Genomic DNA, 24967 nt, shown 5'->3' on the forward strand with positions numbered 1-24967 from the left:
ATTGCGTGCCGGCGCGTCACGACGCATGGAGCGTGCATGGTTGAACCAAGCGGCCGGGATCGGCACGTGGCCGCCGAAATCGCCCATCGGCTTTGGGAAGCGCGCTGGCTCACCCTTGCAGGGGTGGGGGCTGTGCTGGTCACCTATTTGTTCGCCGGGCGCTGGGCCTATGTCGTGCCGCTGGCGCTCCTCCTGGTCGTGGCCGCCGTGCTCTCGCTGCGCAGCTCGCTCGAGGAAACCGCTTCCGGCTTCAGCAATGCGGAGGGCGAGGGCCTGCAACTCCTGTCGGGCGAATATCTGGCCGCGACTGTTCCCGCGCCGCTCATCGTTTTCGACCGCGCGGGCAGCGTGGTTCATGCCAATGCGGCGGCGGTCGCCGCTTTCGGGACGTTGCCGCCCGGCCTGTCGCTGCCGCTGAAATTCCGCGCGCCGGAGATGCAGACCCTGCTGGACAATGTAATGTCCGGCACCGTCTCCACAGCAGCCGTCGATTATGTCGAGAAACTGCCGGTGGAGCGTGTCTATCGCGTGGACGCCACCTCCGTCGGCCACGGCACCGGCCTTCATGTCCTGATCTTCAGGGACCAGAGCGAGGCGCGCCGCATCGACCGCATGCGCGCCGACTTCATCGCCAATGCCAGCCACGAGATGCGCACGCCGCTGGCCTCCATCGCCGGCTTCATCGAGACGCTGCGCGGCCCCGCCCGCAACGATTCCGCCGCGCGCGAACAGTTCCTGCAGATCATGCAGAGCCAGACCGAACGCATGTCGCGGCTGATCGACGATCTTCTGTCCCTGTCGCGGCTGGAGATGAAGCCTTTCCTGCGCTCGGGCGCCAACGTGGACCTGCGCCAGATCATCGAGAGCGTGATCGACTCGCTGGCGCCGCTCGCCGCCGACAACGGCATGGTGATCGAGCGGCAATACGCCGCCGAACCGCTCGAGGTTCCGGGCGACCGCGACGAACTGTTCCAGGTGTTCGAGAACCTGCTCGAGAATGCCTGCAAATACGGCCGCTCGGGCGGCCGCGTCGTGGTCAGCATCGTCCCGGGCACCGAAGGCCCGGAACCGGCCGTCGAGGTCACCGTGCGCGACTTCGGTCCCGGCATCGCCGAGGAGCACATCCCGCGCGTGACCGAGCGCTTCTACCGGATCGACGCCGAGGCCAGCCGGGCCCAGAAGGGCACCGGGCTGGGGCTCGCCATCGTCAAGCACATCCTCACCCGCCATCATGCGCGCCTGTCGATCAAGTCGGAGATCGGCAAGGGTTCGGCCTTCACCGTCCATTTGCCGTCGAACTAGAATGCTTGCGTGCAACTGTCCGCCAACCGCCGGGCTGGCATTGCCTGCCGGCCCGGGCTAAAGCTGGGTTGACCCTTCGTCAGCTTGTCACATGACAGGCGTAGAGCGGTCGAAAGAGCGCGAATCGGCGCGGTTTCGGAAGGCTTGCCACCATGCAGTCGGTGCACATCGTCAGCGCCTATGACGAGGAGCTGAAATATCTGGCCAAGCGCATCGCCGCCATGGGCGGCCATGCCGAGCGCATGGTCGAGCAGGCCGTCGCCGCCTTGGTGAGCGGTGATCCGGAACTCGCGCGCAAGGTCGTGGCCGACGACATCGTGCTGGACGAAGCCCAGCGCGAGATCGACGACAAGGCCATCATCATCATTGCGCGCCGTCAGCCGATGGCGACGGACCTGCGCGAGATCGTCGGCGCCATACGCATTTCCGCCGACCTCGAGCGCGTCGGCGACCTCGGCAAGAACGTCGCCAAGCGCGTCATGGCGGTGGCAGATGCCGGCCAGCCCACCAGCCTGTTCCGTGGCATCGAGGCGCTGGCCAACATGGCGCTGACCCAGCTCAAGGAAGTGCTCGACGTCTACGCCTCGCGCTCGGTCGAGCGCATCGGCTTCGTGCGCGATCGCGACGACCAGATCGACGCCATGTACACCTCGCTGTTCCGCGAGCTCCTGACCTACATGATGGAAGACCCGCGCAACATCACGCCCTGCACACATCTGCTGTTCTGCGCCAAGAACATCGAGCGCATCGGCGACCACGCCACCAACATCGCCGAGACCATCTATTACATCGTCACCGGCGAGCAGATGCCGGTGGAACGCCCCAAGGACGACAGGACGGACCGTCTGGTGATCGACGCCGGGTCGCCGAAATAGCAGCAAGGCTCGCCGGGCGTGGCGATCCGCGCTATTTTCAGGGCGGGAGGATGACATGGAAGCCGTACGTTCCTTCACGTCCGCGCAACCGGCCGCTGGCGTCGTCGCGTCGAGCGTGTACTCCGCCGGCCGTCGCGTCGCCGACATCCCCATCGAGCAGGCCGGCGAATGGGCCCGCAAGGAGGGCCATGTCGTCTGGATCGGCTTGCTGGAGCCGGATCGCGAGCTTCTCCTGCGCGTGCAGGCGCAGTTCGGCCTGCATGACCTGGCGATCGAGGACGCCGAGCACGCCCATCAAAGGCCGAAGGTCGAGCAATATGGCGACGCGCTCTTCGTCGTCGCGCGCACGGTGCAGTTGGTCGACCGGCGCGTCACCTTCGGGGAGACGCATATCTTCCTCGGCAAGGGCTATATCGTCAGCGTGCGGCACGGCCCTTCGACCTCCTACACGACGGTGCGCCAGCATTGGGAGTCCTGCCCGCATGCGCTGGCCAAGGGAGAGGACTTCGTCCTCTACGCCATCCTCGACTTCATCGTGGACAACTACATGCCCGTCCTCGAACAGATCGAAGACGAGGTGGAGGAGATCGAGGACAGCGTCCTCGTCAGGCCGATGAATTCCGCCGGCATCGAACGGCTCTATATGCTGCGGCGCGACCTCCTGCGCCTGCGCAACGCCGCCGTTCCGCTGGTGGAGGTGTGCCGGCGCCTCACCGGAACCGACCTGCCGCAGATCAATGCCGCCATGCACCCGCTGTTCCGCGACGTGACCGACCATATCCGTTCGGTGCAGGAGAAGGTGGACAGCCTGCGCGAGGTGCTGGCCTTCGCCTTCGAGGCGAGCCTGCTGGTCGGCCAGAGCCAGGAAACCGCGATTTCCAAGAAGCTCGCCGCCTGGGCGGCCATATTGGCCGTGCCGACCGCACTTGCCGGCATATACGGCATGAATTTCGTCGATATGCCGGAACTGAAACTGCCCTATGCCTATCCCACGATCCTGATCGTGATCGCGCTGATCTGCAGCGTGCTCTACTGGCGCTTCCGCAAGAACGGCTGGCTTTAGGACGGGAACGGGCAGTTACGGGAGCAGGTCAGCAGGGAAAGCACCGGCTGTCCTTCGCCACCCGAAAGCTACGCCTTCCACCCCCTGCGCGCCTATCTCGCCCGGCGACGCTCCGAAGCCGGCTGAAAGGCGACGCGGGAATGATAGGCGCAATAGGGCCCGGTCTCGGCCGCGTCGTTGCCGCAGAAATGGAAATCCTCCGACAACGGGTCGCCGTTCGGCCATTTGCAGGTGCGCTCGGTCAGTTCCACGAGCTGGAGCCGGCGCGAGATCGGCACCACCACGTTCTCGACCGGGCGGATATACTGGCGCGCGACCGGCTCGGCGTCGAACTGCACCTGCAGCGCCGTCGCGCCGATCGAAACCGTCGTATGGCGCTGCGTGCTGGCCGCGCGCGTCACCGTCTTGGTGATCGTGCCCTGTGCTGCGGTCTTCTTCTGGCGTGCCGGCGCGGCCGTGGCGCGGCCCCGGCTGGAGAGCTTCAGCCGGTGCACCTTGCCGATGACGGCGTTGCGGCTGACGCCGCCGAGCTGCGCCGCGATCTGGCTGGCGCTCAGACCTTCCGACCAAAGTTTCCTCAGGAGTTCGACCCGCTCGTCAGTCCAGTTCATGAGACTGCGCTCCTTTGAATTCTGCGGCTTTCGGAATCCTTCCACGATCCGGCTCTCGCCGGGCGGGCACCACATCTACTGGGGTGATTAGATCCGCCGCACGAAATCTAGTTATTTCCAAGCCCACAAATACCTTATGCGGTGACTCTGTGACAAGAGTCCCGGCTGCAACAGGATTCGGTTTTTTCGGTTTTCCCCAACTTGACTATCCGCAATGCTTCAGATTGCCGCTGGGGAAGCTGCCGGTGTCTATCGCTACGTTTTCGTTGACTTCATGGCCGAAAACCCCGATAAGCCACCAAAAGCCGCCGCTTTGGCGGCTTTTTGATTTTTCCGGTTCCGGAGACGCATATAATGAGCGGTTCGGCGCTTTACGAGACCTTTGCCCGCATCCCCCTGGCCTTCGATCACGGGGAGGGCGCCTGGCTCGTCACCGACACAGGCGAGCGATATCTCGACTTCGCCGCGGGCATCGCCGTCAACTCGCTGGGGCACGGCCATCCTCATCTGGTGGCGGCCCTGACCGAGCAGGCCCGCAAGCTGTGGCACGTCTCCAATCTCTATGAAATCCCCGGCCAGAGCCGCCTCGGCGAGCGTCTGGCGGCGGCGACCTTCGCGGACAAGGTGTTCTTCACAAATTCCGGCGCCGAGGCGCTGGAATGCGCCATCAAGACCGCGCGCCGCTACCAGTATGTCAACGGCCATCCGGAGCGCTATCGCATCATCACCTTCGAGGGCGCCTTCCACGGCCGCACGCTGGCCACCATAGCGGCCGGCGGCCAGCAGAAATATCTGGAGGGCTTCGGCCCGAAGGTGGAAGGCTTCGACCAGGTGCCCTTCGCCGACGTCGACGCCGCCGAAAAGGCGATCACGCCCGAAACGGCAGCCATGCTGGTGGAGCCGGTGCAGGGCGAGGGCGGCATCCGCACTTTCCCGACGCCGGCCCTCAAGCGCCTGCGCGAATTGTGCGACCGGCATGGCCTGCTGCTGATCTTCGACGAAGTGCAATGCGGCATCGGCCGCACCGGCAAGTTGTTCGCGTATGAATGGGCCGGCGTGGCGCCTGACCTGATGGCGATCGCCAAGGGCATCGGCGGCGGCTTTCCCGTCGGCGCCTGCCTCGCCACCGCCGCCGCTGCCGCCGGCATGACGGCGGGCGTGCACGGCACCACCTTCGGCGGCAATCCGCTCGCCATGGCGGTCGGCAACGCAGTGCTCGACGTGGTGCTGGAGGATGGCTTCCTCGATGAGGTCGCGCGCAAGGCGCTGCTGTTCAAGCAGGGTCTTGCCGGGATCGCCGACGAATTCCCCGAAGTCGTGGAGGAGATCCGCGGCACCGGCCTGATGCTGGGGCTGAAATGCGCCATGCCCAACGTCAAGGTCAACCAGGCCTTGCGCGGGCAGCATCTGCTGGCCGTGCCGGCCGGCGACAACGTCATCCGCCTGCTGCCGCCGCTGAACGTCACCGACGACGAGATCCGCGAAGGCCTCAATCGCATTCATGCCGCCGCCGCCGGGCTGGCCGGCGCTGTGGCCGCCGCCGTCGAGTAACAGGGCCGATCCCATGAGCCTGCGTCATTTCACCGATCTGTCCGCCGTTTCCGCGAGCGACCTGCGCGGCATTCTCGACGACGCCGCGCGCCGCAAGGCCCGCCTCAAGGCCGGCGAGCGCTCCAGGCCGCTGGACGGCAAGGTGCTGGCGATGATCTTCGACAAGCCGTCCACGCGCACGCGCGTGTCCTTCGACGTCGGCATGCGCCAGCTCGGCGGCGAGACCATCATGCTGACCGGCACGGAGATGCAGCTCGGCCGCTCCGAGACGATTGCCGACACCGCCAAGGTCCTGTCGCGCTATGTCGATGCCATCATGATCCGCACGACCTCGCATCAGCGGTTGCTGGAACTGACCGAGAACGCTTCCGTTCCGGTCATCAATGGCCTGACCGACGACACCCATCCCTGCCAGATCATGGCCGACATCCTCACCTTCGAGGAACATCGCGGCCCGGTCGCGGGCAAGACCTTCGCCTGGACGGGCGACGGCAACAATGTGCTGCATTCGCTGGTCGAAGCGTCCGCGCGGTTTTCCTTCGGCGTCAACATCGCAGTGCCGGAAGGCAGCGAGCCGGCACGCGGCTATGTGGACTGGGCGAAGGCCAATGGCGGCCAGGTGCGTTTCACGCGCTCCGCCGAAGAGGCCGTGACCGGCGCCGACTGCGTCGTCACCGACTGCTGGGTGTCCATGGGCCAGGAACACCGCGCACGCGGCCACAACGTCTTCCTGCCCTACCAGGTCAACGCGGCGCTGATGGCCAAGGCCAAGCCCGACGCGCTGTTCATGCACTGCCTGCCCGCGCACCGCGGCGAGGAAGTGACCGACGAGGTCATCGACGGGCCGCATTCGGTGGTGTTCGACGAGGCCGAGAACCGGCTGCACGCGCAGAAGGCGGTGCTCGCCTGGTGTTTGGGCGCGTAAGTGCCTGGGCGCGTGAAGCCGGCGGTGCGGCCGTCGGCCCACCGGCAAGCTTGAACCTATTGCGGGCGATGCCTATCTCCGGCGCATCACCCGAACAATCGATGCATGGCGGCCGCTGCCTCTGGCGGATCGGCCGGCCGGAGATTTGTCATGCTGGAAGCTATCGAATTGACTGAACACGAACCCAAGCTCGGCGAGTTCGGCCATGCCGGCGACGACCACGTCGTGCCGTTCGAGGTCGGCCCGCTGGACGTGCGCGGCCGCGCCGTGCAACTCGGCCCGATGCTGGACGCCATCCTGTCGCGCCACGACTATCCCGAGCCCGTCGCGCGTCTCCTTGCCGAGGCCTGCGTGCTGACTGTGCTGCTCGGCACGTCCCTGAAGTTCGAAGGCAAGTTCATCCTGCAGACCCGCACCGACGGGCCGGTGGACATGCTGGTGGCCGATTTCACCACCCCGCATGCGCTGCGCGCCTATGCCCGTTTCGACGCGGAACGCGTCGCGGCGCTTGTGGCCGGCGGCGAGACCAGGTCCGAAACCCTGCTGGGCTCCGGCGTGCTCGCGCTGACCATCGACCAGGGCTCGCATACCCAGCGCTATCAGGGCATCGTCGAGCTGGACGGCACGTCGCTGGAAGAGGCCGCGCGCACCTATTTCCGACAGTCGGAACAGATTCCGACCGACCTCAGGCTGGGCGTCGCCAAGCAGGTGATGCCGGGCGGGCATGAACAATGGCGCGCCGGCGGCGTGCTGGCGCAGTTCCTTCCCGAAGCGCCGGAACGCATGCGCATTCCCGATCTGCCCGGCGGCGACGGCGATCCGGTCGAGGCTGTCAGCGACCTGATCGACGATTCCTGGCAGGAATTGCTGGCCTTGCTCGCCACGGTCGAGCCGATCGAGCTGATCGATCCCAGCGTCGGCGTGGAGCGCCTGCTGTTCCGCCTGTTCCACGAGCATGGCGTGCGGGTGTTCGGCGGCGTCCGGGTCGCCGACCAGTGCTCCTGCTCGCGCGAGAAGATCCGCGGCATTTTGGCCGGCTTTTCCGCCGAGGAGATCGCGGAAAGCACGCAGGACGGCGCCATCAACGTCGCCTGCGAGTTCTGCTCGACCAGCTACGAATTCGATCCCGCCGAATTCGCCGCGGAATAACCGTCCGCCCGCGCCGTCAGGAGCGGGCGGCTCGGTTCAGTTCACGGTTCTCCTGCCGTTCGGCACATCCAGCGAGAATGCCGGGATGGCGACATCGAACAGGTCGCCCTCGGCGTTTTTCATCGTATAGCGGCCGACCATGATGCCGGATGGCGTCGAGAGCGGGCAGCCGGACGTGTATTGATAGCTGTCGCCGGGATTGAGTTCCGGCTGTTCGCCGACCACGCCGGCGCCGCGCACTTCTTCGATCCGGCCGGCGCCGTCCGTGATGTGCCAGTAGCGAGCCAGCAACTGCACGAATTCTTCCGACCGGTTCTCGATCGTCACGCGGTAACCCCAGACATAGCGGCTTCCGGATCGGACCGCTCCGGCAGATAAAAGGGTTCCACGCTGACTTCGATATCGCGGGTGGTGGCCCGATACATGCGCATTCCTTTCGTGGACAGCATCGTCCGGCGGCTTGCGACGGTCAACCTTGGTGATCCCGATGGCCTTTCCTCCGCCTGTGCGGCAGGATGCGGGACGGAGGTGGTTCCATGCTGGCCGAAAAGCAGTTCATGGAGATGGCGCTGAGCTTTCCCGCAGTGGAGCAGGGCAGCCATTTCGACGTCACCGATTTTCGGGTGCGCGGCACGATCTTCGCCACCTATCGCGAAAAAGACGGCAGGGCCGTGCTGAAGCTGTCGCCGGACCAGCAGCGGCTTTTCCTGGAAACCGCAAAAGGAATGCTGGAGCCCGTGCCGGGGTCGTGGGGCGGTAAAGGGTGGACGCTGGCGATCCTGCAAAGGATCGACGCCGACACGCTGCGCCACGCCATGAGCCTGGCATGGCGGTCGGTGGCGCCAAAGTCCTTGCTGTGAACGCTGCCGCGCGGCCTATGCCGGGCGGCTTCGGCTTCCTTCGGAGAGCTACACCTTCGCCAGCGCCTGTTCCACGTCCTTGAGCAGGTCGTCGGCATCTTCCAGCCCGAGCGAGAGCCTGAGCGTGCCGGGACCCATGCCGAGTTCGGCGCGGGCCTCGTCGGTCAGGTTCTTGTGCGTGGTCGTCGCGGGATGGGTGATCAGGCTCTTGGCGTCGCCGAGATTGTTGGAGATCTTCACGATCTCCAGCGCGTTCTGGAACGCGAAGGCGGCTTCCTTGCCGCCCTTCACGTCCAGGCAGATCAGCGTCGAGCCGCCCGACATCTGCTTTTTCACGATAACGGCCTGCGGATGGTCGGCGCGGCCGGGATAGATCACCCGCGCGATCTTGGGATGACCGGCGAGGAAATCCGCGACGCGGCCGGCCGACGCCGTCTGCTGGCCGACGCGTAGCGGCAGCGTCTCCAGTCCCTTCAGCAGCACCCAGGCGTTGAAGGGCGACATGGACGGGCCGGTGTGGCGGAAATAGTCGTGCAGGTTCTCGTCGATCCACTTCTTGTCCGACAGCACGATGCCGCCCAGGCAGCGGCCCTGGCCGTCTATATGCTTGGTCGCGGAATAGACCACGACATGCGCGCCGAGCTGCAGCGGCTTCTGCTGCAGCGGCGTGGCGAACACGTTGTCCACCACCACGCGTGCGCCGATCGAGTTGGCGAGGGAAGCCACGGCGGCGATATCGACCACCTCGAGCGTGGGATTGGTCGGGCTTTCCAGGAAGAACAGCCTGGTGTTGGGCTTCACCGCGCCTTCCCAGTTGGCGATCTCGCGGCCGTCGATCAGCGTCGCCTCGATGCCGTATTTCGGCGCCAGCGTCTCCACGATCCAGCGGCATGAGCCGAACAGGGCGCGTGCGGCCACGATATGGTCGCCGGCCTTGAGGCCGCACAGCACGGCCGCGGCGACGGCCGCCATGCCCGACGCGGTGGCGCGGGCGTCTTCCGCTCCTTCCAGCGCGCACATGCGCTTCTCGAACATGTCGACGGTCGGGTTGGCATAGCGCGAATAGATGAAGCCGGGTTCCTCGCCCTTGAAGCGCGCCTCGGCCTGTTGCGCTGTTTCGTAGAGATAGCCCTGCGTCAGGAACATCGCTTCCGACATCTCGCCGAAACCGGAACGCAATGTTCCGGCGTGGACAAGCTGTGTGGCGGGCTTCCAATTGCGCGTATCGTTCGTCATCGGACCTTGTTCCAACAAAAAAACCGGCCGCGAAAGTCGCAACCGGTCCATACGGCCTCTGCGGCCAGGCGGTCCTTTAGCGACTTTTTTAACGTGGCTGCAAGCCGACCGGCCAAATCACCACGGGATAACGCCCCTTTAGACCCGTGCCCGGCTTGCGTCAATCGGTGGCTTGGCTAAGAGGGATGATCCAGTTCTCGCCGGCCTTCGGAGCGACCTTTTGCGGCAGACAGGCATTCTTCCCGACCAGGACATCGCGGCGCTGTTCCGGTCCGGCGCGCTGAAATCGCCGCGGCCGCTCGACGCCGACCAGATCCAGCCGGCCAGCCTCGACCTCAGGCTGGGCGACCGCGCCTTCCGCGTGCGCGCCTCGTTCCTGCCCGGCCCGGAAAGCACGGTGGAAGCCAAGCTCGACCGGCTGAAGCTGCATGAGATCGACCTCAGCCAGGGCGCGGTGCTGGAAACGGGCTGCGTCTACATCGTGCCGCTGATGGAAAGCCTCGCCCTGCCGGCGCATGTCTCGGCTTCGGCCAATCCCAAGAGCTCGACCGGGCGGCTCGACATCTTCACCCGCGTCATGACCGACCATGGCCGCGAGTTCGACAAGATCGCCGCCGGTTACGGCGGTCCGCTCTATATGGAGGTCAGCCCGCGCACCTTCCCCATCGTCGTGCGTGCCGGCTCGCGCCTGTCGCAGATCCGCTTCCGCACCGGCAACGCCCTGTTGTCGGAGGACGAGTTGCATGCGCTGCACCGCTCCGAGATGCTCGTGGCCACCGATCCGCCCAACATTTCGGGCGGCGGCATCGCGCTCTCGATCGACCTCGCTGGCGACAAGGACGGGCTGGTCGGTTATCGCGGCAAGCACCATACCGGGCTGGTGGACGTCGACAAGCGCGCCGCGCAGGACGTCGCCGACTTCTGGGAGCCGATCTACAAGAGCCGTGCCGGCGAACTGGTGCTCGATCCGGATGAATTCTACATCCTCGTCAGCCGCGAGGCGGTGCATGTGCCGCCGCTCTACGCTGCCGAGATGACGCCTTTCGATCCGCTGGTCGGCGAGTTCCGCGTCCATTATGCCGGCTTCTTCGACCCCGGCTTCGGCCATTCCGCTGCGGGCGGCGCCGGCAGCCGCGCGGTTCTGGAAGTGCGCAGCCACGAAGTGCCGTTCATCCTCGACCATGGCCAGATCGTCGGCCGGCTGGTTTACGAGCATATGCTGGATCGCCCGCAGGCGCTCTACGGCACCGATCTCGGCTCCAATTACCAGGCGCAGGGCCTCAAGCTGTCCAAGCATTTTCGCACCGCGCGCTGACCATTTTTTCGGCCGGCGCCTGGACGGTGACCCTGCGGCCTGTCCTACAGCGCCTTCACCGTCACCTCGGCCGGCTTCTCGATCTCCAGCGGATTGCGCAGCGGCAGGCCGAAATCCGCCGCCTCGATCTCGAACACGTCGCCAGCCTCGGTTCTGACGCCGTCGGCGAAGGACAGCGTCGCTGTGCCGAACATGTGCACATGAACGTCGCCCGGCTGGCGGAACACCGCATATTTGAAGTGGTGGTGCTCCAGGTTCGCGACGGTGTGCGACATGTTCGCCTCGCCCGAAAGGAACGGCTTTTCCCATAGGGTGCCGCCGGCGCGCAGGATGCGCGAAGTGCCGCGAATGTCTGCCGGCAGGTCGCCCACCAGCAGCTCTGGCCCGAACGAGGCGTTCCGCAGCTTGGAATGGGCGAGATAGAGATAGTTCACCCGTTCGGTGACATGGTCCGAGAACTCGTTGGACAGCGTGAAACCGACCCGGAAGGGCATGCCGTCGTCGCCGATCACATAGATGCCGGCGATTTCCGGTTCCTCGCCCGCGTCCGCCGCGAAAGCGGGCGAAAGCAGCGGCGAACCGGGCGCCACCGCCATCGTGCCATTGCCCTTGTAGAACCATTCCGGCTGCACGCCCGCCTGGCCCTTGGCAGGCTTGCCGCCCTCCAGTCCCATGCGGAACATCTTCATGGAATCGGTGAGCTGTGCCTCGCCCTCGGCATCGAGTTTCTTGTGCATGGCATCACGCGTCGCCGCCGAGCCGAGATGGGTCAGGCCGGTGCCGGTCAGGTGAAGATGAGCGGGGTCGGGATGATTGATCGGGGAAAGCATCTCTCCCTTGCGGTAGGCCGTTTCCAGATCGACGGTCTCGCCGAAACCGTTGCGCTCGATCAGGGCGGCAAGGCCGGTGCCCGTGCGCGCGGCCTCCATGGCGAGCGAATAGACGCTGCGGGCGCCGTTGACCACGCGCGCCTTGCCGCTGCCGTTGCGGGCGACGACGCGGATGGTGTCGGCTCCGTCCAGAATCTGCGAGATCAGCATGGAAGCATTCCTTTCCCTGTCCGTGCGGCCGAGAGCGCCGGCAAACTCTCTTCCGCGCCGCGCAAGCCTGCGCCGCGTTTCGGTATTCTTCGATGATCGTGTGTCCCGTCCCGGTCGCCGGGACGCCGCGCTTCAGCCTTTGTTCTTGTTGTAGACGTCGAACACCACGGCGCCGAGCAGCACCAGGCCTTTCACCACCTGCTGCCAGTCGACATTGACGCCCATGATCGACATGCCGTTGTTCATCACTCCCATGATGAAGCCGCCCACCACCGAGCCGATGACCTGGCCGACGCCGCCCATGGCGGAAGCGCCGCCGATGAAGACGGCCGCGATGACGTCCAGTTCGCTGCCGAGGCCGGCCGCCGGCACGGCCTGGCCGAGGCGGGCCGCGATGATCAATCCGCCGAGCGCCGACAGCACGCCCATGTTGATGAACACCATCAGCGTCAGCCGCTCGGTCTTGATGCCTGAAAGCTGCGCCGCCTTGGGATTGCCGCCGAGCGCGTAGACGCGGCGGCCGATCACCATGCGCCGGGTGACGAAGACGAACAGGGCGATCAGCAGGCCCATCACCACCAGCACGATCGGCAGGCCCTTGTAGGTGGCGAACTGGTAGATGAGGAACAATGCGAGCAGGCTGATGACCACCGTTTTGACGAGGAACAGGCCGAAAGGCTCGGCCTCGTAGCCGTGGCGCTCGCGCGTGCGGCGCGCCGATATGCCGAAATAGGCGTATGCGAGCACGCCGATCAGGCCGATGACCACGGAGGTCATCTGCAACTGGATGCCGCTGCCGACGATGGTCTTGCCGGCCGCATTCACCGTCGGTGCGACCAGCGTCCAGGTGCCGAGCACCTCGGGGATGAAGCCGGAGCTGAGTTCCTTGAAGGCGACCGGCAGCGGGCCGACGGAAAGGCCGCCGCCGAGCATGGCCTGGCACAGGCCGCGGAAGATCAGCATGCCCGCCAGCGTGACGATGAAGCTGGGTATGCGGTGGTAGGCGATCCAGTAGCCCTGGGCAGCGCCAATGGCGGCGCCCACCACCAGGCAGACGAGGGACGCCACCAGCGGGTTGCTCAGCAGGCCGAGCTGCCAGGTCACCATCATGTTGGCTGCGAGCGCGCCGATGAAGCCGGCCACCGAGCCGACGCTGAGGTCGATATGGCCCGACACGATCACCAACAGCATGCCGAGCGCCATGACGATGATGAAGGAGTTCTGCTGCACCAGGTTGGAAAGGTTCAGCGGCTTGAACAGCGTGCCGTCCGTGGTGAACTGGAAGAACAGCATGATGATGATGAGCGCGAGCACGAGGCCGTATTCGCGCAGGTTCGTCACCAGCGCCGACACGGCCACGCGCTGCCTCTGTGCTTCTTCGGCGACGCCGCTCTGGGGCGCCGGGGCGCTGTCGATTGTCATGCTGCTTTTCCTTCTCCCCGCACGATGGCGCGCATGATCTTTTCCTGGCTCGCCTCGCCGATCGGCATCTCGCCGACCATGCGGCCCTCGTTCATGACGTAGATGCGGTCGGTGATGCCGAGCAGTTCGGGCATCTCGGAGGAGATGACCAGGATCGCCTTTCCTTCGGCGGCCAGCCGCGCGATGATCGTGTAGATCTCATATTTGGCGCCCACGTCGATGCCGCGCGTCGGCTCGTCCAGGATCAGCACCTCCGGATTGGCGAAGAGCCATTTCGACAGCACCACCTTCTGCTGGTTGCCGCCGGAGAGATTGCCGGTGAGCTGGTAAACGCTGGAGGCGCGGATATTGGTCCGCTTGCGGTATTCGTTGGCGACGGCCAGTTCGCGCAGGTCGTCGATGACGTGATGCTTCGACACGCCCTTCATGTTGGCCAGCGTGATGTTGTGCTTGATGTGGTCGATGAGGTTCAGGCCGTAGGTCTTGCGGTCCTCGGTGACATAGGCGATGCCCTGCTCGACCGCCTTGCCCACGGTGGAGACGTCGGCCGGCTTTCCGCCGAGCCGCACCTCGCCGGTGATGGCGCGGCCATAGGAGCGGCCGAACAGGCTCATGGCGAATTCGGTGCGGCCGGCGCCCATCAGGCCGGCAATGCCGACGACCTCGCCCTTGCGGATGTTCATGTCGATGTTCTTGATGACCTGCCGGTCGGAGTGGAGAGGATGGTAGACCGACCAGTTCTTCACCTCGAAGACGACGTCGCCGATGTTCGGCGTGCGCGGCGGGTAGCGGTCCTCCAGCGAGCGTCCCACCATCGAGGTGATGATGCGGTCCTCGGTCACGTCCTTGCGCGCCAGCGTCTCGATCGTCTGCCCGTCGCGGATGACGGTGACGTGGTCGGCGACGCGGCTGACCTCGTTCAGCTTGTGCGAGATCAGGATGGAGGTCATCCCCTGCTTCTTGAACTCGAGCAGCAGGTCCAGCAGTGCCTGGCTGTCTTTCTCCGAAAGGCTGGCCGTCGGCTCGTCCAGGATCAGCAGCTTCACTTCCTTGCTGAGCGCCTTGGCGATTTCGACGAGCTGTTGCTTGCCGACGCCGATATTGGTGATGAGCGTGCCGGGGCTTTCGTTCAGCCCCACCTTTTTCAGCAACTCGCGGGCGCGCTTCTCGTTGGCGTTCCAGTCGATCACGCCATGGCGGGCGTGCTCGTTGCCGAGGAAGATGTTTTCGGTGATCGACAGCATCGGCACCAAGGCGAGTTCCTGGTGGATGATGACGATGCCGACGCGCTCGCTGTCGTGGATGCCTTTGAAGTGGCAGTCCTGGCCGCGATAGACGATCTTGCCGTCATAGCTTCCGGTCGGGTAGACGCCCGAAAGCACCTTCATCAGCGTCGATTTGCCGGCGCCGTTCTCGCCGACGATGGCGTGGATTTCCCCTTCCTCGACGCTGAGGTTGACGTTCGACAGCGCTTTCACGCCGGGGAACGTCTTGGTGATGTCGCGCATCTCCAGGATCGTGGAAGCCATCGCGATATCGCTCCTGCGCAGCCGCAACATTACCGGCGTCGTGCGCCGGCGGAAAGGGGGCCCGCGGCGGCGGATCCCCTTTCCATGCGCGATCCTACTTCAGCTCGTCGGCCTTGATGTAGCCGGAGTCGACCACGAGCTTCTCGTAGTTCGACTTGTCGACCTCGACCGGCGTCAGCAGGATGGAAGGCACGACCTTGACGTCGTTGTTGTAGGTCTTCTCGTCCAGTCCTTCCGGCTTGCCGCCCGAAAGCACCTTGTCGACCAGTTCCACCGTCGCCTTGGCCAGTTCGCGCGTGTCCTTGAACACGGTCGAATATTGTTCGCCGGCGATGATGGCCTTGACCGACGCGGTTTCGGCGTCCTGGCCGGTCACGATCGGCCAGGGCTGGCTGGAGCTGCCGTAGCCGACGGCGCGCAGCGAGGCGATGATGCCGCGCGAGAGGCCGTCATAGGGCGCCAGCACGCCGTCGACGCGGCTGCCGTCCGAGTAATAGGCGGAGAGCAGGTTGTCCATGCGCGCCTGGGCCGTCGCGGCCAGCCAGCGCAGCGTTCCGACCTTGTCCATGCCCATCTGGCCCGACTTGATCTTGATCGAACCGTCGTCGATCATCGGCTGCAGCACCGACATGGCGCCGTTGTAGAAGAAGAAGGCGTTGTTGTCGTCGGGCGAGCCGCCGAACAGTTCCACGTTCCAGGGCTTGGTGTTGGGGAAGCGCTCCTTGAGGCCCTTCACCAGCGAGTTGGCCTGGATGACGCCGACGCCGAAATTATCGAAGGTGGTGTAGTAGTCGACATTCGGGGTCTTCTTGATGAGGCGGTCGTAGGCGACGACCACGACGCCCGCGTCGTTGGCCTTCTGCAAAGCGTCGCCCATGGTGGTGCCGTCGATGGAGGCGATGATCAGCGCCTTCGGGCCTTTGGTGATCTCGTTCTCGAGCTGGCTGAGCTGGTTGGGGATGTCGTCCTGCGCATATTGCAGGTCGACGGTGTAGCCCTTTTCCTCGAGCTGCTTCTTGACGGCGTCGCCGTCGTTGATCCAGCGCTGCGAGGTCTTGGTCGGCATCAGCACGCCGATCAGGCCCTTGTCCGCGGCGTTCGCCTGGTAGGTCGTGGCCGCGAGGCCGACCGCCAAGGCGGCTACCAAAGTCTTGATGATCTTCACTTGCTCTCTCCCTGGTTGACGGGCATGTCCGCGAACGCGGGCTTGACGGTCTGGCGCTGCAGCTCCGTGCGTCCGGCTCGCAGGACTCCTCCCGATCGGCCCCTGAGGCTCCATTCCGATCCGTGATCGCCGGCTCGGCGCCTGTCTTCCCCCAGGGTCGCGAAAAGGTGTGGCGCTTTCGTATAACTGTCAAATGCGATCTTCGATGATTGCTATATCATATCTGGTATGCTTGGAGTGGGCCGGAGGAGAGCGGCGATGACGGTGCAGAAAGAGGTGGACCACGCGCCGCGGCCGAAGCCGGGCGCCGCGGAGGCCGACGGATCGCCCCTGCAGCGCAGCGGCCTCACGCTCAGGCACATGCGCATGATCGTGGCGCTGGACGATCACGGCCGCGTCAGCGCCGCGGCCCAGGTCATGAATATTTCGCAGCCGGCGGCCTCGCGCATGATCGCCGAGATGGAATCCGTGCTCGACGCCCGGCTTTGCGAGCGACTGCCGCGCGGTGTCGCGCTCACGCCCTACGGCAAGGCGCTGGCCAGGCGCGCGCGTTCGATCCTGCTGGAGATGCGCGAGGCCGACCGGGAGATCGCCGAACTGAAGGCCGGCAAGGGCGGGTCGGTGTTTCTCGGCGCGGTGACGGCGCCGGCCATCGAGCTTGCCGTGCCGGCGATCCGCGAGATACGGCGGCTTTACCCGCGCATCGAGATCACCATGCAGGTGGAGACCTCCAACGTGCTGGCGCGCGAACTCATCGCCTCGCGCCACGACTTCATCATCGCCCGGGTGCCGGACGACCTCAACCCGCGCCTGTTCGACAGCCGCGTCATCGGTGTGGAGAAGGCCTGCCTGATCGTGCGTCGCGGCCATCCGCTGGCCGGCGGCCGCGCCGTGCGGCTGGAGGAGACGGCCGGCTACGACTGGGTGTTCCAGTCCGGCCGCTCGCCGCTGCGCCAGGCGATGGAGGCGAATTTCCTCAACCGGAACATCGCGTTGCCGGAGCGCATCCTCAACACCTCGTCGCTACTGCTGACTTTGGTGATGGTGGCCCAGTCCGACGCCATCGCGCCGGTCTCGGTCCAGGTCGCCCGCTTCATCCAGAGCCCCGAAGGGCTCGCCGGGGCGATCGATGTCGTTCCCACCGAGTTCGACATCGAGGTCAGGCCCTACAGCCTCATCACCATACGCAACCGCGTGCTCTCGCCGGCCGCGCGGATGCTCTATGATTTCATCCTGAAGGAAGTGAGCTAAGCAAGGCGTGAGGCCGGATTCTTGCTTATGGGAAAAACCGGTTATCGCGATCTTTTCAACTTGCAGATGCCGCGCCGGTCCATCACTTTGTTCCGGCTGCGTCAGTACTGTCTGCTATACGCGCCGGGGGCGGGAATATGTATCTTCAATATTATCGGCAGTTGCCGAATTTCGGTGACGCGCTCAATCCGCTTCTCGCTGAACGGGTATTCGGTGACATCTTCAGCGATGATGAAACCAGAAAGGTGCTGTTTATAGGCACTATCATCGAACCTTCCGCGCAATCCGGCTCGCATGAGATAGTGGTCGGCGCCGGCGCCGGTTACAAGCGTGGCCGCTATTCGGTGGACAACAGGACCGTGCTTTGCGTTCGTGGGCCGCTTACCTGCGATATGCTGGGCATCGACAGGTTACATGCCGCCATCGATCCCGCAATCCTCACGTCCCGCTTCTTTACGAAGTCGCGAACGACAGGTCCGGCCTTCATGCCTCATCATCATACACATTCAACCGCCGGGGATGCTCTGGAGGCGATCTGCGGAGATATCGGCATCAGGTATATTTCGCCGCTTGACGATGCAGAGACGATCATATCCCAGATTGCCGGATCGTCCTGCGTCATTGCCGAAGCCCTCCACGGCGCGGTCGTCGCGGAATCTTATGGTGTTCCTTGGGTTCCGGTGATCTTCGGCAGCAAGGTGCTGGAGAGCAAATGGCGCGATTTCGCCGCAACCATCGGGAATGACTACTGGCCGGTCGACATCAGCAGGAATATCGCCTTCGACGGGATCGTGCGCCCAACGAATGTGATGAAATATGCTCTCGCCAGAGCGGGGATCGGCAAGGCCAAGTACAAATACCTTCCGGTCAAGCGGGCGACACATTCCGCCATAGGATTGCTTCAGCGTGACTTGTTCAAATTGAAGCACGGTCCTTTCGTGAAACCCGACAAGGCCGTGAAGGCAAAGTCCATTGAAAAACTGGACACGGCCATCTGCCGCTTCCACGAGATGTATCCCGGCACCCGCCAATAGAAGATCACGGCGCACCGTCGGTCTGGAACAGCGTTCTCGATGAATGTGCTGCTGAAGCCGGAGTTTCCGCGCGCAACTCGGTGTTTGACGGAGAGCCTGGAGCGGGTAGCGGGAATCGAACCCGCGCGTTCAGCTTGGGAAGCTGACAGGCTGCCATTACATCATACCCGCGCGAGCGCTTCGTTAGCATGCCGGTCGGCCTGCCGGCAATCATAGAAATTCCGCTGCCGGGTGGCACGCTCGTCGCCGAGCGCTCAAAGGCCGAGATAGGCCTTGCGCACGCCCGGATCGTCGATCAGTTCGCCGGCCGGGCCGCCTTGCACGATCGTTCCCGTTTCCATCACATAGCCCCGGTCGGCGCCTGACAGGGCCAGATGCACGTCCTGTTCGACCAGAAGCACGGTGACGCCTTCGCCCCGGATGGTCGCCAGAACCTGCATGAGCTGTTCGACAACCACCGGCGCCAGCCCGAGGCTCATCTCGTCGATCATCAAAAGCTGCGGCCGCGCCATCAGGCCGCGTGCCATGGCGCACATCTGCTGCTCGCCGCCCGACATCGAGCCCGCGAGCTGGCGCCGGCGTTCGCCGAGCCGCGGAAACAGGCCGTACATGCGCTCCATGTCTTGCGCTATCGCAGCCTTGTCGGTGCGGCGATAGGCGCCCATCAGCAGATTGTCCTCCACCGTCATGCGGTCGAAGAGCTGGCGGCCCTCGGGCACCTGCACCAGGCCCGCGCCGAAGGCCTCGTCGGGCGTCATCGGCATCAGGTCGAGTTCGCCGAAGACGATGCGGCCCGTGCAGGGAATGATCCGCGACAAGGCCCGCAGAAGCGTGGTCTTGCCGGCGCCGTTGGAGCCCACCAGCGCCACGATCTCGGCCCGGTTCACCTCCAGCGAGACGTCGCGCAGCACCGGCATCTCGCCATAGCCGGCGCTCAGCCCGGTGACGGAAAGCAGCGGCGCGCCGGGCCTGCCGGGAATGTCGTTCATGCCCGCCTCCGCCCCAGATAGGCTTCCACCACCCGCGTGTCGGAAAGCACCGTTTCGGGATCGCCGTCCGCGATCTTTTCGCCGTGATGCAGCACCAGAAGGCGGTCGGACAGACTCCTGATCGCCTTGATCACATGTTCGATGACGAGGATGGAGATGCCCTGCGCGCGCACCTTGTGCAGCACCGCGATGACCTCGTCGATCTCGACCAGGTTGAGGCCCGCCATCACCTCGTCGCACAGCAGGAGCTTCGGCTGCATCGCCAGCGCCTTGGCCAGTTCCAGCCGCTTGCGGCCCGGTCCGCCGAGCTCGTCGGCGCGCTGGTCGGCGAAGCGGCCCAGCCCGACGAACTCCAGTTGTTCGCGCGCCTGGTCGCGCGCGAGCGCGAGATTGGCCTCGTCGCCATGGCCGAACAGGGCGCCCACCGCGACATTGTCCAGCACCGTCAGCCCAGGGAAGGGGCGCATGATCTGGAAGGTGCGGCCGATGCCGAGCCGCGCCCGCCGGAAAGCCGGCAGGTTGGTGATGGAGCTGCCCTCGAAGGCGATGTCACCAGAACTTGGCGCCAGCGTGCCGGAAATCAGGCTCACCAACGTGGTCTTGCCCGCGCCGTTGGGGCCGATCACGCCGAGGATCTCGCCCTGTTCGAGGCTGAAGCTGACGTCGTTGACCGCCATAAGCCCGGCGAAGCGGCGCGTGACATGGCTGACCTGCAGCACGGCGCTCACAGCCGGTATGCCTTCAGGTTCTCGGCGAAATAGCGCCAGCCGGTCTTGCGGAAGCGGCGCACCAGATCGGCCACGCCGCGCGGCATGAACACCACCGCCGCCACCACGACCAGGCCGAAGAACAGGCCGGCCACGCTGGTGATCTCGCTGGAAAGCACTTCCGAGATGCCCGACAGCACGAACGCCCCGAGCACGGGACCGAGCACCGTGCCGGGCCCGCCGAACACGGCCATGATGATCATCTTGACGTTCAGGCTGATGTCGAAGGCGCTGGCCGGATCGAGGAAGGTGATCCAATAGGCATGGATGCCGCCCGCAAGCGCGGTGAACAGGCCGGAAAGTGCGAAGGCCAGCACCTTGTAGAGCGTGGTGTTGACCCCCATCACCGCCGCGCCCTCTTCGTTCTCGCGGATGGCGATCAGCCCGAACCCGAAGCGGCTGCGCGTCAGCCAGAAGACGGTCAGCGTCGCCAGCACCAGCAGGCCGAGCGACAGCTCGTAGAACAGCAGGTCGTCGTTGAGCGGTGGCAGCACCAGTCCGATGTTCTGGCCGGCAATGCCGATGTTTGAGACGATGGCGATCATCACCTGCGCCAGCGCCAGCGTTGCGATGGCGAAGTAGTGCCCTTTCAGGCGCAGCACCGGCAGGCCGAGCAGGAAGGCGAAGGCGACGGCGAGGACGACCCCGAACACCATGCCGACGGCGAAGGGCTGCTCCCATTGCACCATGGCGATCGCCACACCGTAGCTGCCCAGGCCGTAGAACACGGAATTGCCGAAGGAGGCGTAGCCGGCATAGCCGCCGATGATGTTCCAGCCCTGCGCCAGCACGGCCAGCAGCAGGGCGTTGATGCCGAATTGCACCAGCACGTCGGAGCCGAACCAGGGCAGGGCAGCCAGAACGGCCAGCCCGATGGCGATGAGCACAAGCCGCCAGCCGCTCATGCCGTCTTCCCCAGCAATCCGCTCGGCCGCAGGATCAGCACCAGGACCAGCACGCCGAAGCTCGCCACGTCGCCGAACGTCGCGCCGACATAGAGCACGGTGAGCGATTCGATGATGCCCAGCACCAGCCCGCCCACCAGCACGCCGAGCGGATTGTCCAGTCCGCCGATGATGGCGATGGCGAAGGACTTCGCCGTCAGCGTCGCGCCGATATAGGGATTGATCTGCGACACGGTGCCGTAGAGGCAGCCGGCCGCGCCCGCCAGCCCGATGCCGATGCCGAAGGTGACGGCGTAGAGATGGCGCGGCTCGACGCCGTAGAGGCGCGCGGCCACGAGATTCTGCGCGGTCGCGCGAATGGCGCGGCCGAGCCTGGAATGCAGCAGGAACAGCCACATGCCGACGGTCAGCACCACGGCGACGCCGAAGGCGGCCAGTCGCGCCATCGGGATCACCACCGGCCCCAACACGATGCTGCTGCCGGCATAGGAAGGATTGATAGTGCGGAAATCCGCCGAGAAGGCCATCTGTGCCAGATAGGTCAGCACCACCTCCAGCCCGAAGGTGATGAGCAGCGTGTTGAACATCGGCGCCCGCACGACGAGGTTGAGCAGGCCCCGCTGCAGCACGTAGCCGACGCCGAACATCACCACCGCCGTGAGCGGCAGGCCGAGGAACGGGTCTATGCCGAGATAGGTGTAGAGATGCCACGACAGGTAGGCGCCGAGCATGATGAAGGCGCCGTGCGCCAGATTGACGATGTTGAGCACGCCCCAGACCAGGGCAAGGCCCAGCGCCATCACCGCATAGAGCCCGCCCAGGAGCACACCGTTGACCAGGATTTGTGCAAGCAGGTCCATATGTCGCCCCCTCTCGCGACCATCGAATTTGCAGTTTAGCGCTTATCCCAGGCCGGCATGGGATATTTCGGCTTCTCCATGAACCCCTTGGCGCCGTAGACCGCCGCCAGCTTGTCGCCCTGCACCTGAATGACGGTCTGCGGCAGGTTGATCTGGCCGTTTTCGGCAAAGGCGATCTTGCCGTAGAGGCTGTCGAAGCTCAGCGCGGCGATCGCGTCGCGAACCTTGGCCGGGTCCACCGTGCCGGCGTTCTCGATGGCCTGCGCCAGCGCCTCGACATCGGCTGCCCCGGAGGCGGCGTGGTAGTCCGGATCGTAGTTGTACTTGGCCTTGTAGGCCTCGGCGAACTTCGCTGCGTCGCCGAACCAGCGATCCTTCAGCTCTGCCGAAGGCAGCCAGGCAGACATGCCGAAGGCATAGTCCGCGTCGGCGCCCAGTGCCTTGCGGAAATCCTCGCTCGGCACGCCGACGGTGAAGGAATAGAGCTTCGGCGCGACGGCGAGGCTCTTGGCCTGGCGCACGAAATTCAGGATTTCCGTCTCGTGCCCGGCAACGAGCACGACGTCGACATTGGCGCTCTTGATCTGCGACAGCAGCGAATTGAAGTCGCTGGCGTTGGAGGTGTAGCGCTCGTCTATGGCGATCGTCAGCCCAGCCTTCTGGAGCAGCGGCCGCGTGCCGTCGGCCACGGAAACGTCGAAGGCGTCGTCGGCATAGAGGAGCGCGACGCTTTTCGGCGCCGGGTCGAGCTTGGTCAGCATCTCCACGGTGGAGCCGAAATAATTGCTGGCCGGTGCCAGCGTTCCGAATATGTATTTGAACTTGCGCGAGAAAATCTGGTCGGAGGCGCCGCCGCCCTGGATCATCGGAATGCGGTATTTCTCCGAGACCGCCGAGTCGGCCAAAGCGAAATTGCTGGCGAACGGCCCGAGCAGCAGGTCGACCTTGTCCTTGGACACGAGCTGCGTGTACTGGCGCACGGAGAGGTTCACGTCCGACTGGTTGTCGTAGATCTTCAACGCCAGTTTGCGCTGCTCGTTGCCGACCTTCACGCCGCCCGCCTCGTTGATCTTGTCGACGGTGAACTGATAGGCGTCCTTGTAATAGCGGCCGGTGTTGGATTCGGGACCGGTAAGCTGCACGGATGCGCCGAGTACGATGTCGGCCGCCTGGGCCGGCAGCGATGAAAATGCGACCGCAGCCCCCAGGAGCGCGCCGGCGAGACGCACGATCGTTCTGGACATGAATTCCTCCTCGAATGCGGGCGCGCCGGAACCCCCGTCGCCCTGCTGCATTAACACGCAAAACGCGAGTCCGTTCCCGCCGCCGGCATCCGGAGCGCGTGGAATGTTGTTATACTTTCGCCCAATCCGTCTCCCGATCCGCTGTTTGGCCGTCCTGCCGCAAAAGCTTTCCGCGGCTTGAAGCCTCACGTTCCAGCGCGTATCTGTCGGTGTGTTCCTGAACGCCGGAGATCGGGTTTGTCCGCACTGCAGCGCTTTCTCGGCGACACGCCGCTTCGCGTGATCGTCAAACTCATCGTCGTCTCGTTTCTGGTCGGCCTGGTCATGCACGCCTTCGGCTGGACGCCCTATGACGTGCTTTACGGCATCCGGGACTTCTTCCTGGACATCTGGCACATGGGCTTCCGTGCGCTCGGCCGCTTCTTCGGTTATTTCCTTCTCGGCGCGGCGATCGTCATTCCGGCCTTCATCGTCCTGCGGCTGCTCAGCTACCGCAAATAGGTCGGCCGCATAGCGGCGGCACGGGAGGAGGCTCGTCTGAACCAGGCGTCATCGGCAGGCACGCGACCCTTCGCCGTCTCCAACCGCTCGGTGCTCGCCATCGCGGTGCCGATGACGCTCGCCTTTCTGACGACGCCTTTGCTCGGGCTGGTGAACACCATCGTCGTCGGCCGGTTCGGCGACGCCGCGTTGCTTGGCGGCCTGGCTGCGGGGGCGCTGGTGTTCGACGTGGTCTTCACCACCTTCAACTTCCTGCGTTCCGGCACCACGGGATTGGTCGCGCAGGCGTTCGGGCGGGGCGATGCCGCCGAACAGCAGGCCGTATTCTGGCGCGCCATTCTCGTGGCCCTGGTGGCGGGGGTGGTGCTGGCCGCGTGTGCGCCCTTGGCGGCGGCCGGCGGCAAATGGTTCATGGGCGCGGAGCCGCGCGTCAACGAGGCGCTCGACACCTATGTGCGCATCCGCATGCTGGCCGCGCCCTTCTCCCTCATCAACTATTCGATCCTGGGCTTCGTGCTCGGGCGCGGCGAGGGCTCCTTCGGCCTGCTCCTGCAGTTCGTCCTGAACGGGATCAACATCGTGCTGTCGCTCGTCCTCGGCCTCGAAATGGGCTGGGGCGTCGCCGGTGTCGCCTGGGCGACGTTCGGGGGCGAGCTGGTCGCGATGCTGCTCGGCTTCGCCATCGTCGCCCGCCGCTTCCGCTCGGCTCCGAGGCTGCCGTTCGCGCGCGTGCTCGACCTGCCGGCGCTGCTGTCGATGATGTCCCTCAACCGCGACATCATGATCCGGTCCTTTTCCCTGCTCGCGGCCTTCGCCCTGTTCGCGCGTCAGGGCGCCCAGTTCGGCACGGTCACGCTGGCGGCCAACGCGGTGCTGATGAATTTCTTTCTTGTCGCCGGCTATTTCCTCGACGGCTTCGCCACCGCGGCCGAGCAGCTTGCCGGCCGCGCCATCGGCGCGCGCGCCGAAGCCTCCTTCCGAAAAGCCGTGCGCCTCACCCTGCTGTGGGGCCTCGGCCTGTCCGGTTTCGCCGCGCTGGCGATGCTGGCATTCGGGACCGGGCTGGTCGGGATCGTGACGACCTCCAGGGAGGTGCAGGCCATGGCGGACACCTACCTGCCCTGGGCCGCGCTCACGCCGTTGAGCGGCGTGCTCGCCTTCCAGATGGATGGCGTCTTCATCGGAGCCACCTGGTCGCGCGACATGCGCAACATGATGCTGCTGTCCTTCGCGGCCTTCGTGGCCGCCATGCTGGCGCTGACGCCGCTGCTGGGCAATCACGGCCTCTGGGCAGCCCTGCATACCTTCCTGCTGGTGCGCGGCCTCAGCCTGTTCTCGGTGCTGCGCGTGCGCGCGAGAACGGCCTTCTGAAC

23 protein-coding genes, 1 tRNA gene, 1 pseudogene and 1 riboswitch are annotated in these 24967 nt (G+C 65.1%); of the genes and pseudogenes, 12 read left to right on the forward strand and 13 right to left on the reverse strand.

The genetic code is table 11. The features are described from left to right. Window positions 1-36 precede the first annotated feature (36 nt). The 3 genes from QU595_RS01810 (at window position 37) to QU595_RS01820 (ending at window position 3240) form a co-directional block, all read left to right on the forward strand. Window positions 37-1302: a sensor histidine kinase gene (locus QU595_RS01810; protein ID WP_315918568.1), complete on the forward strand. Its 1266-nt coding sequence runs from the start codon at window positions 37-39 to the stop codon at window positions 1300-1302. 152 nt (window positions 1303-1454) lie between these two features. Then, window positions 1455-2177: a phosphate signaling complex protein PhoU gene (gene phoU / locus QU595_RS01815; protein ID WP_315918569.1), complete on the forward strand. Its 723-nt coding sequence runs from the start codon at window positions 1455-1457 to the stop codon at window positions 2175-2177. A 55-nt stretch (window positions 2178-2232) separates the two neighbouring features. Further along, window positions 2233-3240, forward strand: coding sequence for a magnesium and cobalt transport protein CorA (locus tag QU595_RS01820; protein ID WP_315918570.1), 1008 nt, complete (start codon window positions 2233-2235; stop codon window positions 3238-3240). A gap of 92 nt (window positions 3241-3332) precedes the next feature. Here QU595_RS01820 and QU595_RS01825 read toward each other — a convergent pair whose 3' ends face one another. Then, a complete protein-coding gene (locus tag QU595_RS01825) occupies window positions 3333-3851 on the reverse strand; it encodes a GcrA family cell cycle regulator (protein WP_315918571.1) in 519 nt (172 codons plus the stop codon). Window positions 3852-4205: 354 nt separating this feature from the next. On the opposite strand from QU595_RS01825, the gene QU595_RS01830 reads away from it, so the two are divergent. The 3 genes from QU595_RS01830 (at window position 4206) to QU595_RS01840 (ending at window position 7476) form a co-directional block, all read left to right on the forward strand. After that, window positions 4206-5402: an aspartate aminotransferase family protein gene (locus QU595_RS01830; protein ID WP_315918572.1), complete on the forward strand. Its 1197-nt coding sequence runs from the start codon at window positions 4206-4208 to the stop codon at window positions 5400-5402. Window positions 5403-5415: 13 nt separating this feature from the next. Continuing rightward, on the forward strand, window positions 5416-6327 hold the full coding sequence (argF, locus tag QU595_RS01835; RefSeq protein ID WP_315918573.1) for an ornithine carbamoyltransferase: 912 nt from the start codon (window positions 5416-5418) through the stop codon (window positions 6325-6327). A gap of 150 nt (window positions 6328-6477) precedes the next feature. Next, complete coding sequence (locus QU595_RS01840) at window positions 6478-7476, forward strand: Hsp33 family molecular chaperone (RefSeq protein WP_315918574.1); 999 nt, start codon at window positions 6478-6480, stop codon at window positions 7474-7476. 36 nt (window positions 7477-7512) lie between these two features. Here the strand turns inward: QU595_RS01840 and apaG are convergent. Next, window positions 7513-7901 (reverse strand): annotated as a pseudogene (apaG, locus tag QU595_RS01845) (Co2+/Mg2+ efflux protein ApaG). A gap of 111 nt (window positions 7902-8012) precedes the next feature. Here apaG and QU595_RS01850 point away from each other — a divergent pair. Then, window positions 8013-8336 carry an MmcQ/YjbR family DNA-binding protein gene (locus QU595_RS01850; protein ID WP_315918575.1) on the forward strand — a complete coding sequence of 108 codons (324 nt, stop codon included), beginning with the start codon at window positions 8013-8015 and terminating at the stop codon, window positions 8334-8336. A 48-nt stretch (window positions 8337-8384) separates the two neighbouring features. Here the strand turns inward: QU595_RS01850 and QU595_RS01855 are convergent, their stop codons facing one another. Beyond that, window positions 8385-9572 (reverse strand): O-succinylhomoserine sulfhydrylase, encoded by a 1188-nt coding sequence (locus QU595_RS01855; RefSeq protein ID WP_315918576.1) that lies wholly within the window; start codon window positions 9570-9572, stop codon window positions 8385-8387. Window positions 9573-9628: 56 nt separating this feature from the next. After that, window positions 9629-9706, reverse strand: a riboswitch (SAM riboswitch). Window positions 9707-9792: 86 nt separating this feature from the next. Between QU595_RS01855 and QU595_RS01860 the strand changes: the two genes are divergently transcribed. Further along, entirely contained in the window at window positions 9793-10887 is a 1095-nt protein-coding gene (locus tag QU595_RS01860; RefSeq protein WP_315918577.1) for a 2'-deoxycytidine 5'-triphosphate deaminase, read from the forward strand. Window positions 10888-10931: 44 nt separating this feature from the next. On the opposite strand, the gene araD1 is transcribed toward QU595_RS01860, so the two are convergent. The 4 genes from araD1 to chvE all read right to left on the reverse strand — a co-directional run bounded on the left by araD1 (window position 10932) and on the right by chvE (window position 16043). Then, window positions 10932-11927, reverse strand: coding sequence for an AraD1 family protein (araD1, locus tag QU595_RS01865; RefSeq protein ID WP_315918578.1), 996 nt, complete (start codon window positions 11925-11927; stop codon window positions 10932-10934). A gap of 132 nt (window positions 11928-12059) precedes the next feature. Next, complete coding sequence (gene mmsB, locus QU595_RS01870) at window positions 12060-13349, reverse strand: multiple monosaccharide ABC transporter permease (RefSeq protein WP_315918579.1); 1290 nt, start codon at window positions 13347-13349, stop codon at window positions 12060-12062. Beyond that, the gene (gene mmsA / locus QU595_RS01875) at window positions 13346-14878 is read right to left on the reverse strand and encodes a multiple monosaccharide ABC transporter ATP-binding protein (protein WP_315918580.1); all 1533 of its coding nucleotides are present in this window, start codon (window positions 14876-14878) and stop codon (window positions 13346-13348) included. Before mmsA ends, mmsB begins: the two co-directional genes overlap by 4 nt. Window positions 14879-14972: 94 nt before the next feature. Further along, window positions 14973-16043, reverse strand: a complete 1071-nt coding sequence (gene chvE / locus QU595_RS01880) for a multiple monosaccharide ABC transporter substrate-binding protein (RefSeq protein ID WP_315918581.1) — start codon at window positions 16041-16043, stop codon at window positions 14973-14975. A 258-nt stretch (window positions 16044-16301) separates the two neighbouring features. Here chvE and QU595_RS01885 point away from each other — a divergent pair, with 258 nt between their 5' ends. Further along, window positions 16302-17294, forward strand: coding sequence for a LysR family transcriptional regulator (locus QU595_RS01885; RefSeq protein WP_315918582.1), 993 nt, complete (start codon window positions 16302-16304; stop codon window positions 17292-17294). A 137-nt stretch (window positions 17295-17431) separates the two neighbouring features. Beyond that, window positions 17432-18328, forward strand: coding sequence for a polysaccharide pyruvyl transferase family protein (locus QU595_RS01890; protein ID WP_315918583.1), 897 nt, complete (start codon window positions 17432-17434; stop codon window positions 18326-18328). Between the two features lie 97 nt (window positions 18329-18425). On the opposite strand, the gene QU595_RS01895 is transcribed toward QU595_RS01890, so the two are convergent. The 6 genes from QU595_RS01895 to QU595_RS01920 form a co-directional block, all read right to left on the reverse strand. Then, window positions 18426-18499: transfer RNA gene (locus tag QU595_RS01895), tRNA-Gly, on the reverse strand. Window positions 18500-18582: 83 nt separating this feature from the next. Next, window positions 18583-19317 (reverse strand): ABC transporter ATP-binding protein, encoded by a 735-nt coding sequence (locus QU595_RS01900; protein ID WP_315918584.1) that lies wholly within the window; start codon window positions 19315-19317, stop codon window positions 18583-18585. Next, complete coding sequence (locus QU595_RS01905; RefSeq protein WP_315918585.1) at window positions 19314-20045, reverse strand: ABC transporter ATP-binding protein; 732 nt, start codon at window positions 20043-20045, stop codon at window positions 19314-19316. Before QU595_RS01905 ends, QU595_RS01900 begins: the two co-directional genes overlap by 4 nt. Next, window positions 20042-20989, reverse strand: coding sequence for a branched-chain amino acid ABC transporter permease (locus QU595_RS01910; protein WP_315918586.1), 948 nt, complete (start codon window positions 20987-20989; stop codon window positions 20042-20044). Before QU595_RS01910 ends, QU595_RS01905 begins: the two co-directional genes overlap by 4 nt. After that, the gene (locus QU595_RS01915) at window positions 20986-21849 is read right to left on the reverse strand and encodes a branched-chain amino acid ABC transporter permease (protein WP_315918587.1); all 864 of its coding nucleotides are present in this window, start codon (window positions 21847-21849) and stop codon (window positions 20986-20988) included. The genes QU595_RS01910 and QU595_RS01915 overlap by 4 nt, the downstream gene beginning before the upstream one ends. A gap of 35 nt (window positions 21850-21884) precedes the next feature. Continuing rightward, entirely contained in the window at window positions 21885-23093 is a 1209-nt protein-coding gene (locus tag QU595_RS01920; RefSeq protein WP_315918588.1) for an amino acid ABC transporter substrate-binding protein, read from the reverse strand. 237 nt (window positions 23094-23330) lie between these two features. Between QU595_RS01920 and QU595_RS01925 the strand changes: the two genes are divergently transcribed. Together QU595_RS01925 and QU595_RS01930 are read left to right on the forward strand one after the other, a co-directional pair. Further along, window positions 23331-23594 carry a DUF6460 domain-containing protein gene (locus QU595_RS01925; RefSeq protein ID WP_315918589.1) on the forward strand — a complete coding sequence of 88 codons (264 nt, stop codon included), beginning with the start codon at window positions 23331-23333 and terminating at the stop codon, window positions 23592-23594. Window positions 23595-23705: 111 nt separating this feature from the next. Beyond that, the gene (locus QU595_RS01930) at window positions 23706-24965 is read left to right on the forward strand and encodes an MATE family efflux transporter (RefSeq protein WP_315918590.1); all 1260 of its coding nucleotides are present in this window, start codon (window positions 23706-23708) and stop codon (window positions 24963-24965) included. Window positions 24966-24967: the final 2 nt, after the last annotated feature.

The sequence above is a fragment of the Mesorhizobium sp. SP-1A genome, from assembly GCF_032460275.1.
Classification (GTDB): Bacteria; Pseudomonadota; Alphaproteobacteria; order Rhizobiales; family Rhizobiaceae; genus Mesorhizobium.

Excerpts from the sequence above, each read along its gene's own strand:
- mmsB (WP_315918579.1), bottom strand. The coding sequence starts at position 13,349 with ATGACAATCGACAGCGCCCCGGCGCCCCAGAGCGGCGTCGCCGAAGAA.
- QU595_RS01915 (WP_315918587.1), bottom strand. The coding sequence starts at position 21,849 with ATGGACCTGCTTGCACAAATCCTGGTCAACGGTGTGCTCCTGGGCGGG.
- QU595_RS01830 (WP_315918572.1), top strand. The coding sequence starts at position 4,206 with ATGAGCGGTTCGGCGCTTTACGAGACCTTTGCCCGCATCCCCCTGGCC.
- phoU (WP_315918569.1), top strand. The coding sequence starts at position 1,455 with ATGCAGTCGGTGCACATCGTCAGCGCCTATGACGAGGAGCTGAAATAT.
- QU595_RS01930 (WP_315918590.1), top strand. The coding sequence starts at position 23,706 with ATGACGCTCGCCTTTCTGACGACGCCTTTGCTCGGGCTGGTGAACACC.
- mmsA (WP_315918580.1), bottom strand. The coding sequence starts at position 14,878 with ATGGCTTCCACGATCCTGGAGATGCGCGACATCACCAAGACGTTCCCC.
- QU595_RS01900 (WP_315918584.1), bottom strand. The coding sequence starts at position 19,317 with ATGAACGACATTCCCGGCAGGCCCGGCGCGCCGCTGCTTTCCGTCACC.
- argF (WP_315918573.1), top strand. The coding sequence starts at position 5,416 with ATGAGCCTGCGTCATTTCACCGATCTGTCCGCCGTTTCCGCGAGCGAC.
- QU595_RS01825 (WP_315918571.1), bottom strand. The coding sequence starts at position 3,851 with ATGAACTGGACTGACGAGCGGGTCGAACTCCTGAGGAAACTTTGGTCG.
- QU595_RS01855 (WP_315918576.1), bottom strand. The coding sequence starts at position 9,572 with ATGACGAACGATACGCGCAATTGGAAGCCCGCCACACAGCTTGTCCAC.
- QU595_RS01885 (WP_315918582.1), top strand. The coding sequence starts at position 16,302 with ATGACGGTGCAGAAAGAGGTGGACCACGCGCCGCGGCCGAAGCCGGGC.
- araD1 (WP_315918578.1), bottom strand. The coding sequence starts at position 11,927 with ATGCTGATCTCGCAGATTCTGGACGGAGCCGACACCATCCGCGTCGTC.
- QU595_RS01810 (WP_315918568.1), top strand. The coding sequence starts at position 37 with ATGGTTGAACCAAGCGGCCGGGATCGGCACGTGGCCGCCGAAATCGCC.
- QU595_RS01840 (WP_315918574.1), top strand. The coding sequence starts at position 6,478 with ATGCTGGAAGCTATCGAATTGACTGAACACGAACCCAAGCTCGGCGAG.
- QU595_RS01920 (WP_315918588.1), bottom strand. The coding sequence starts at position 23,093 with ATGTCCAGAACGATCGTGCGTCTCGCCGGCGCGCTCCTGGGGGCTGCG.
- QU595_RS01850 (WP_315918575.1), top strand. The coding sequence starts at position 8,013 with ATGCTGGCCGAAAAGCAGTTCATGGAGATGGCGCTGAGCTTTCCCGCA.
- QU595_RS01820 (WP_315918570.1), top strand. The coding sequence starts at position 2,233 with ATGGAAGCCGTACGTTCCTTCACGTCCGCGCAACCGGCCGCTGGCGTC.
- QU595_RS01910 (WP_315918586.1), bottom strand. The coding sequence starts at position 20,989 with ATGAGCGGCTGGCGGCTTGTGCTCATCGCCATCGGGCTGGCCGTTCTG.
- QU595_RS01890 (WP_315918583.1), top strand. The coding sequence starts at position 17,432 with ATGTATCTTCAATATTATCGGCAGTTGCCGAATTTCGGTGACGCGCTC.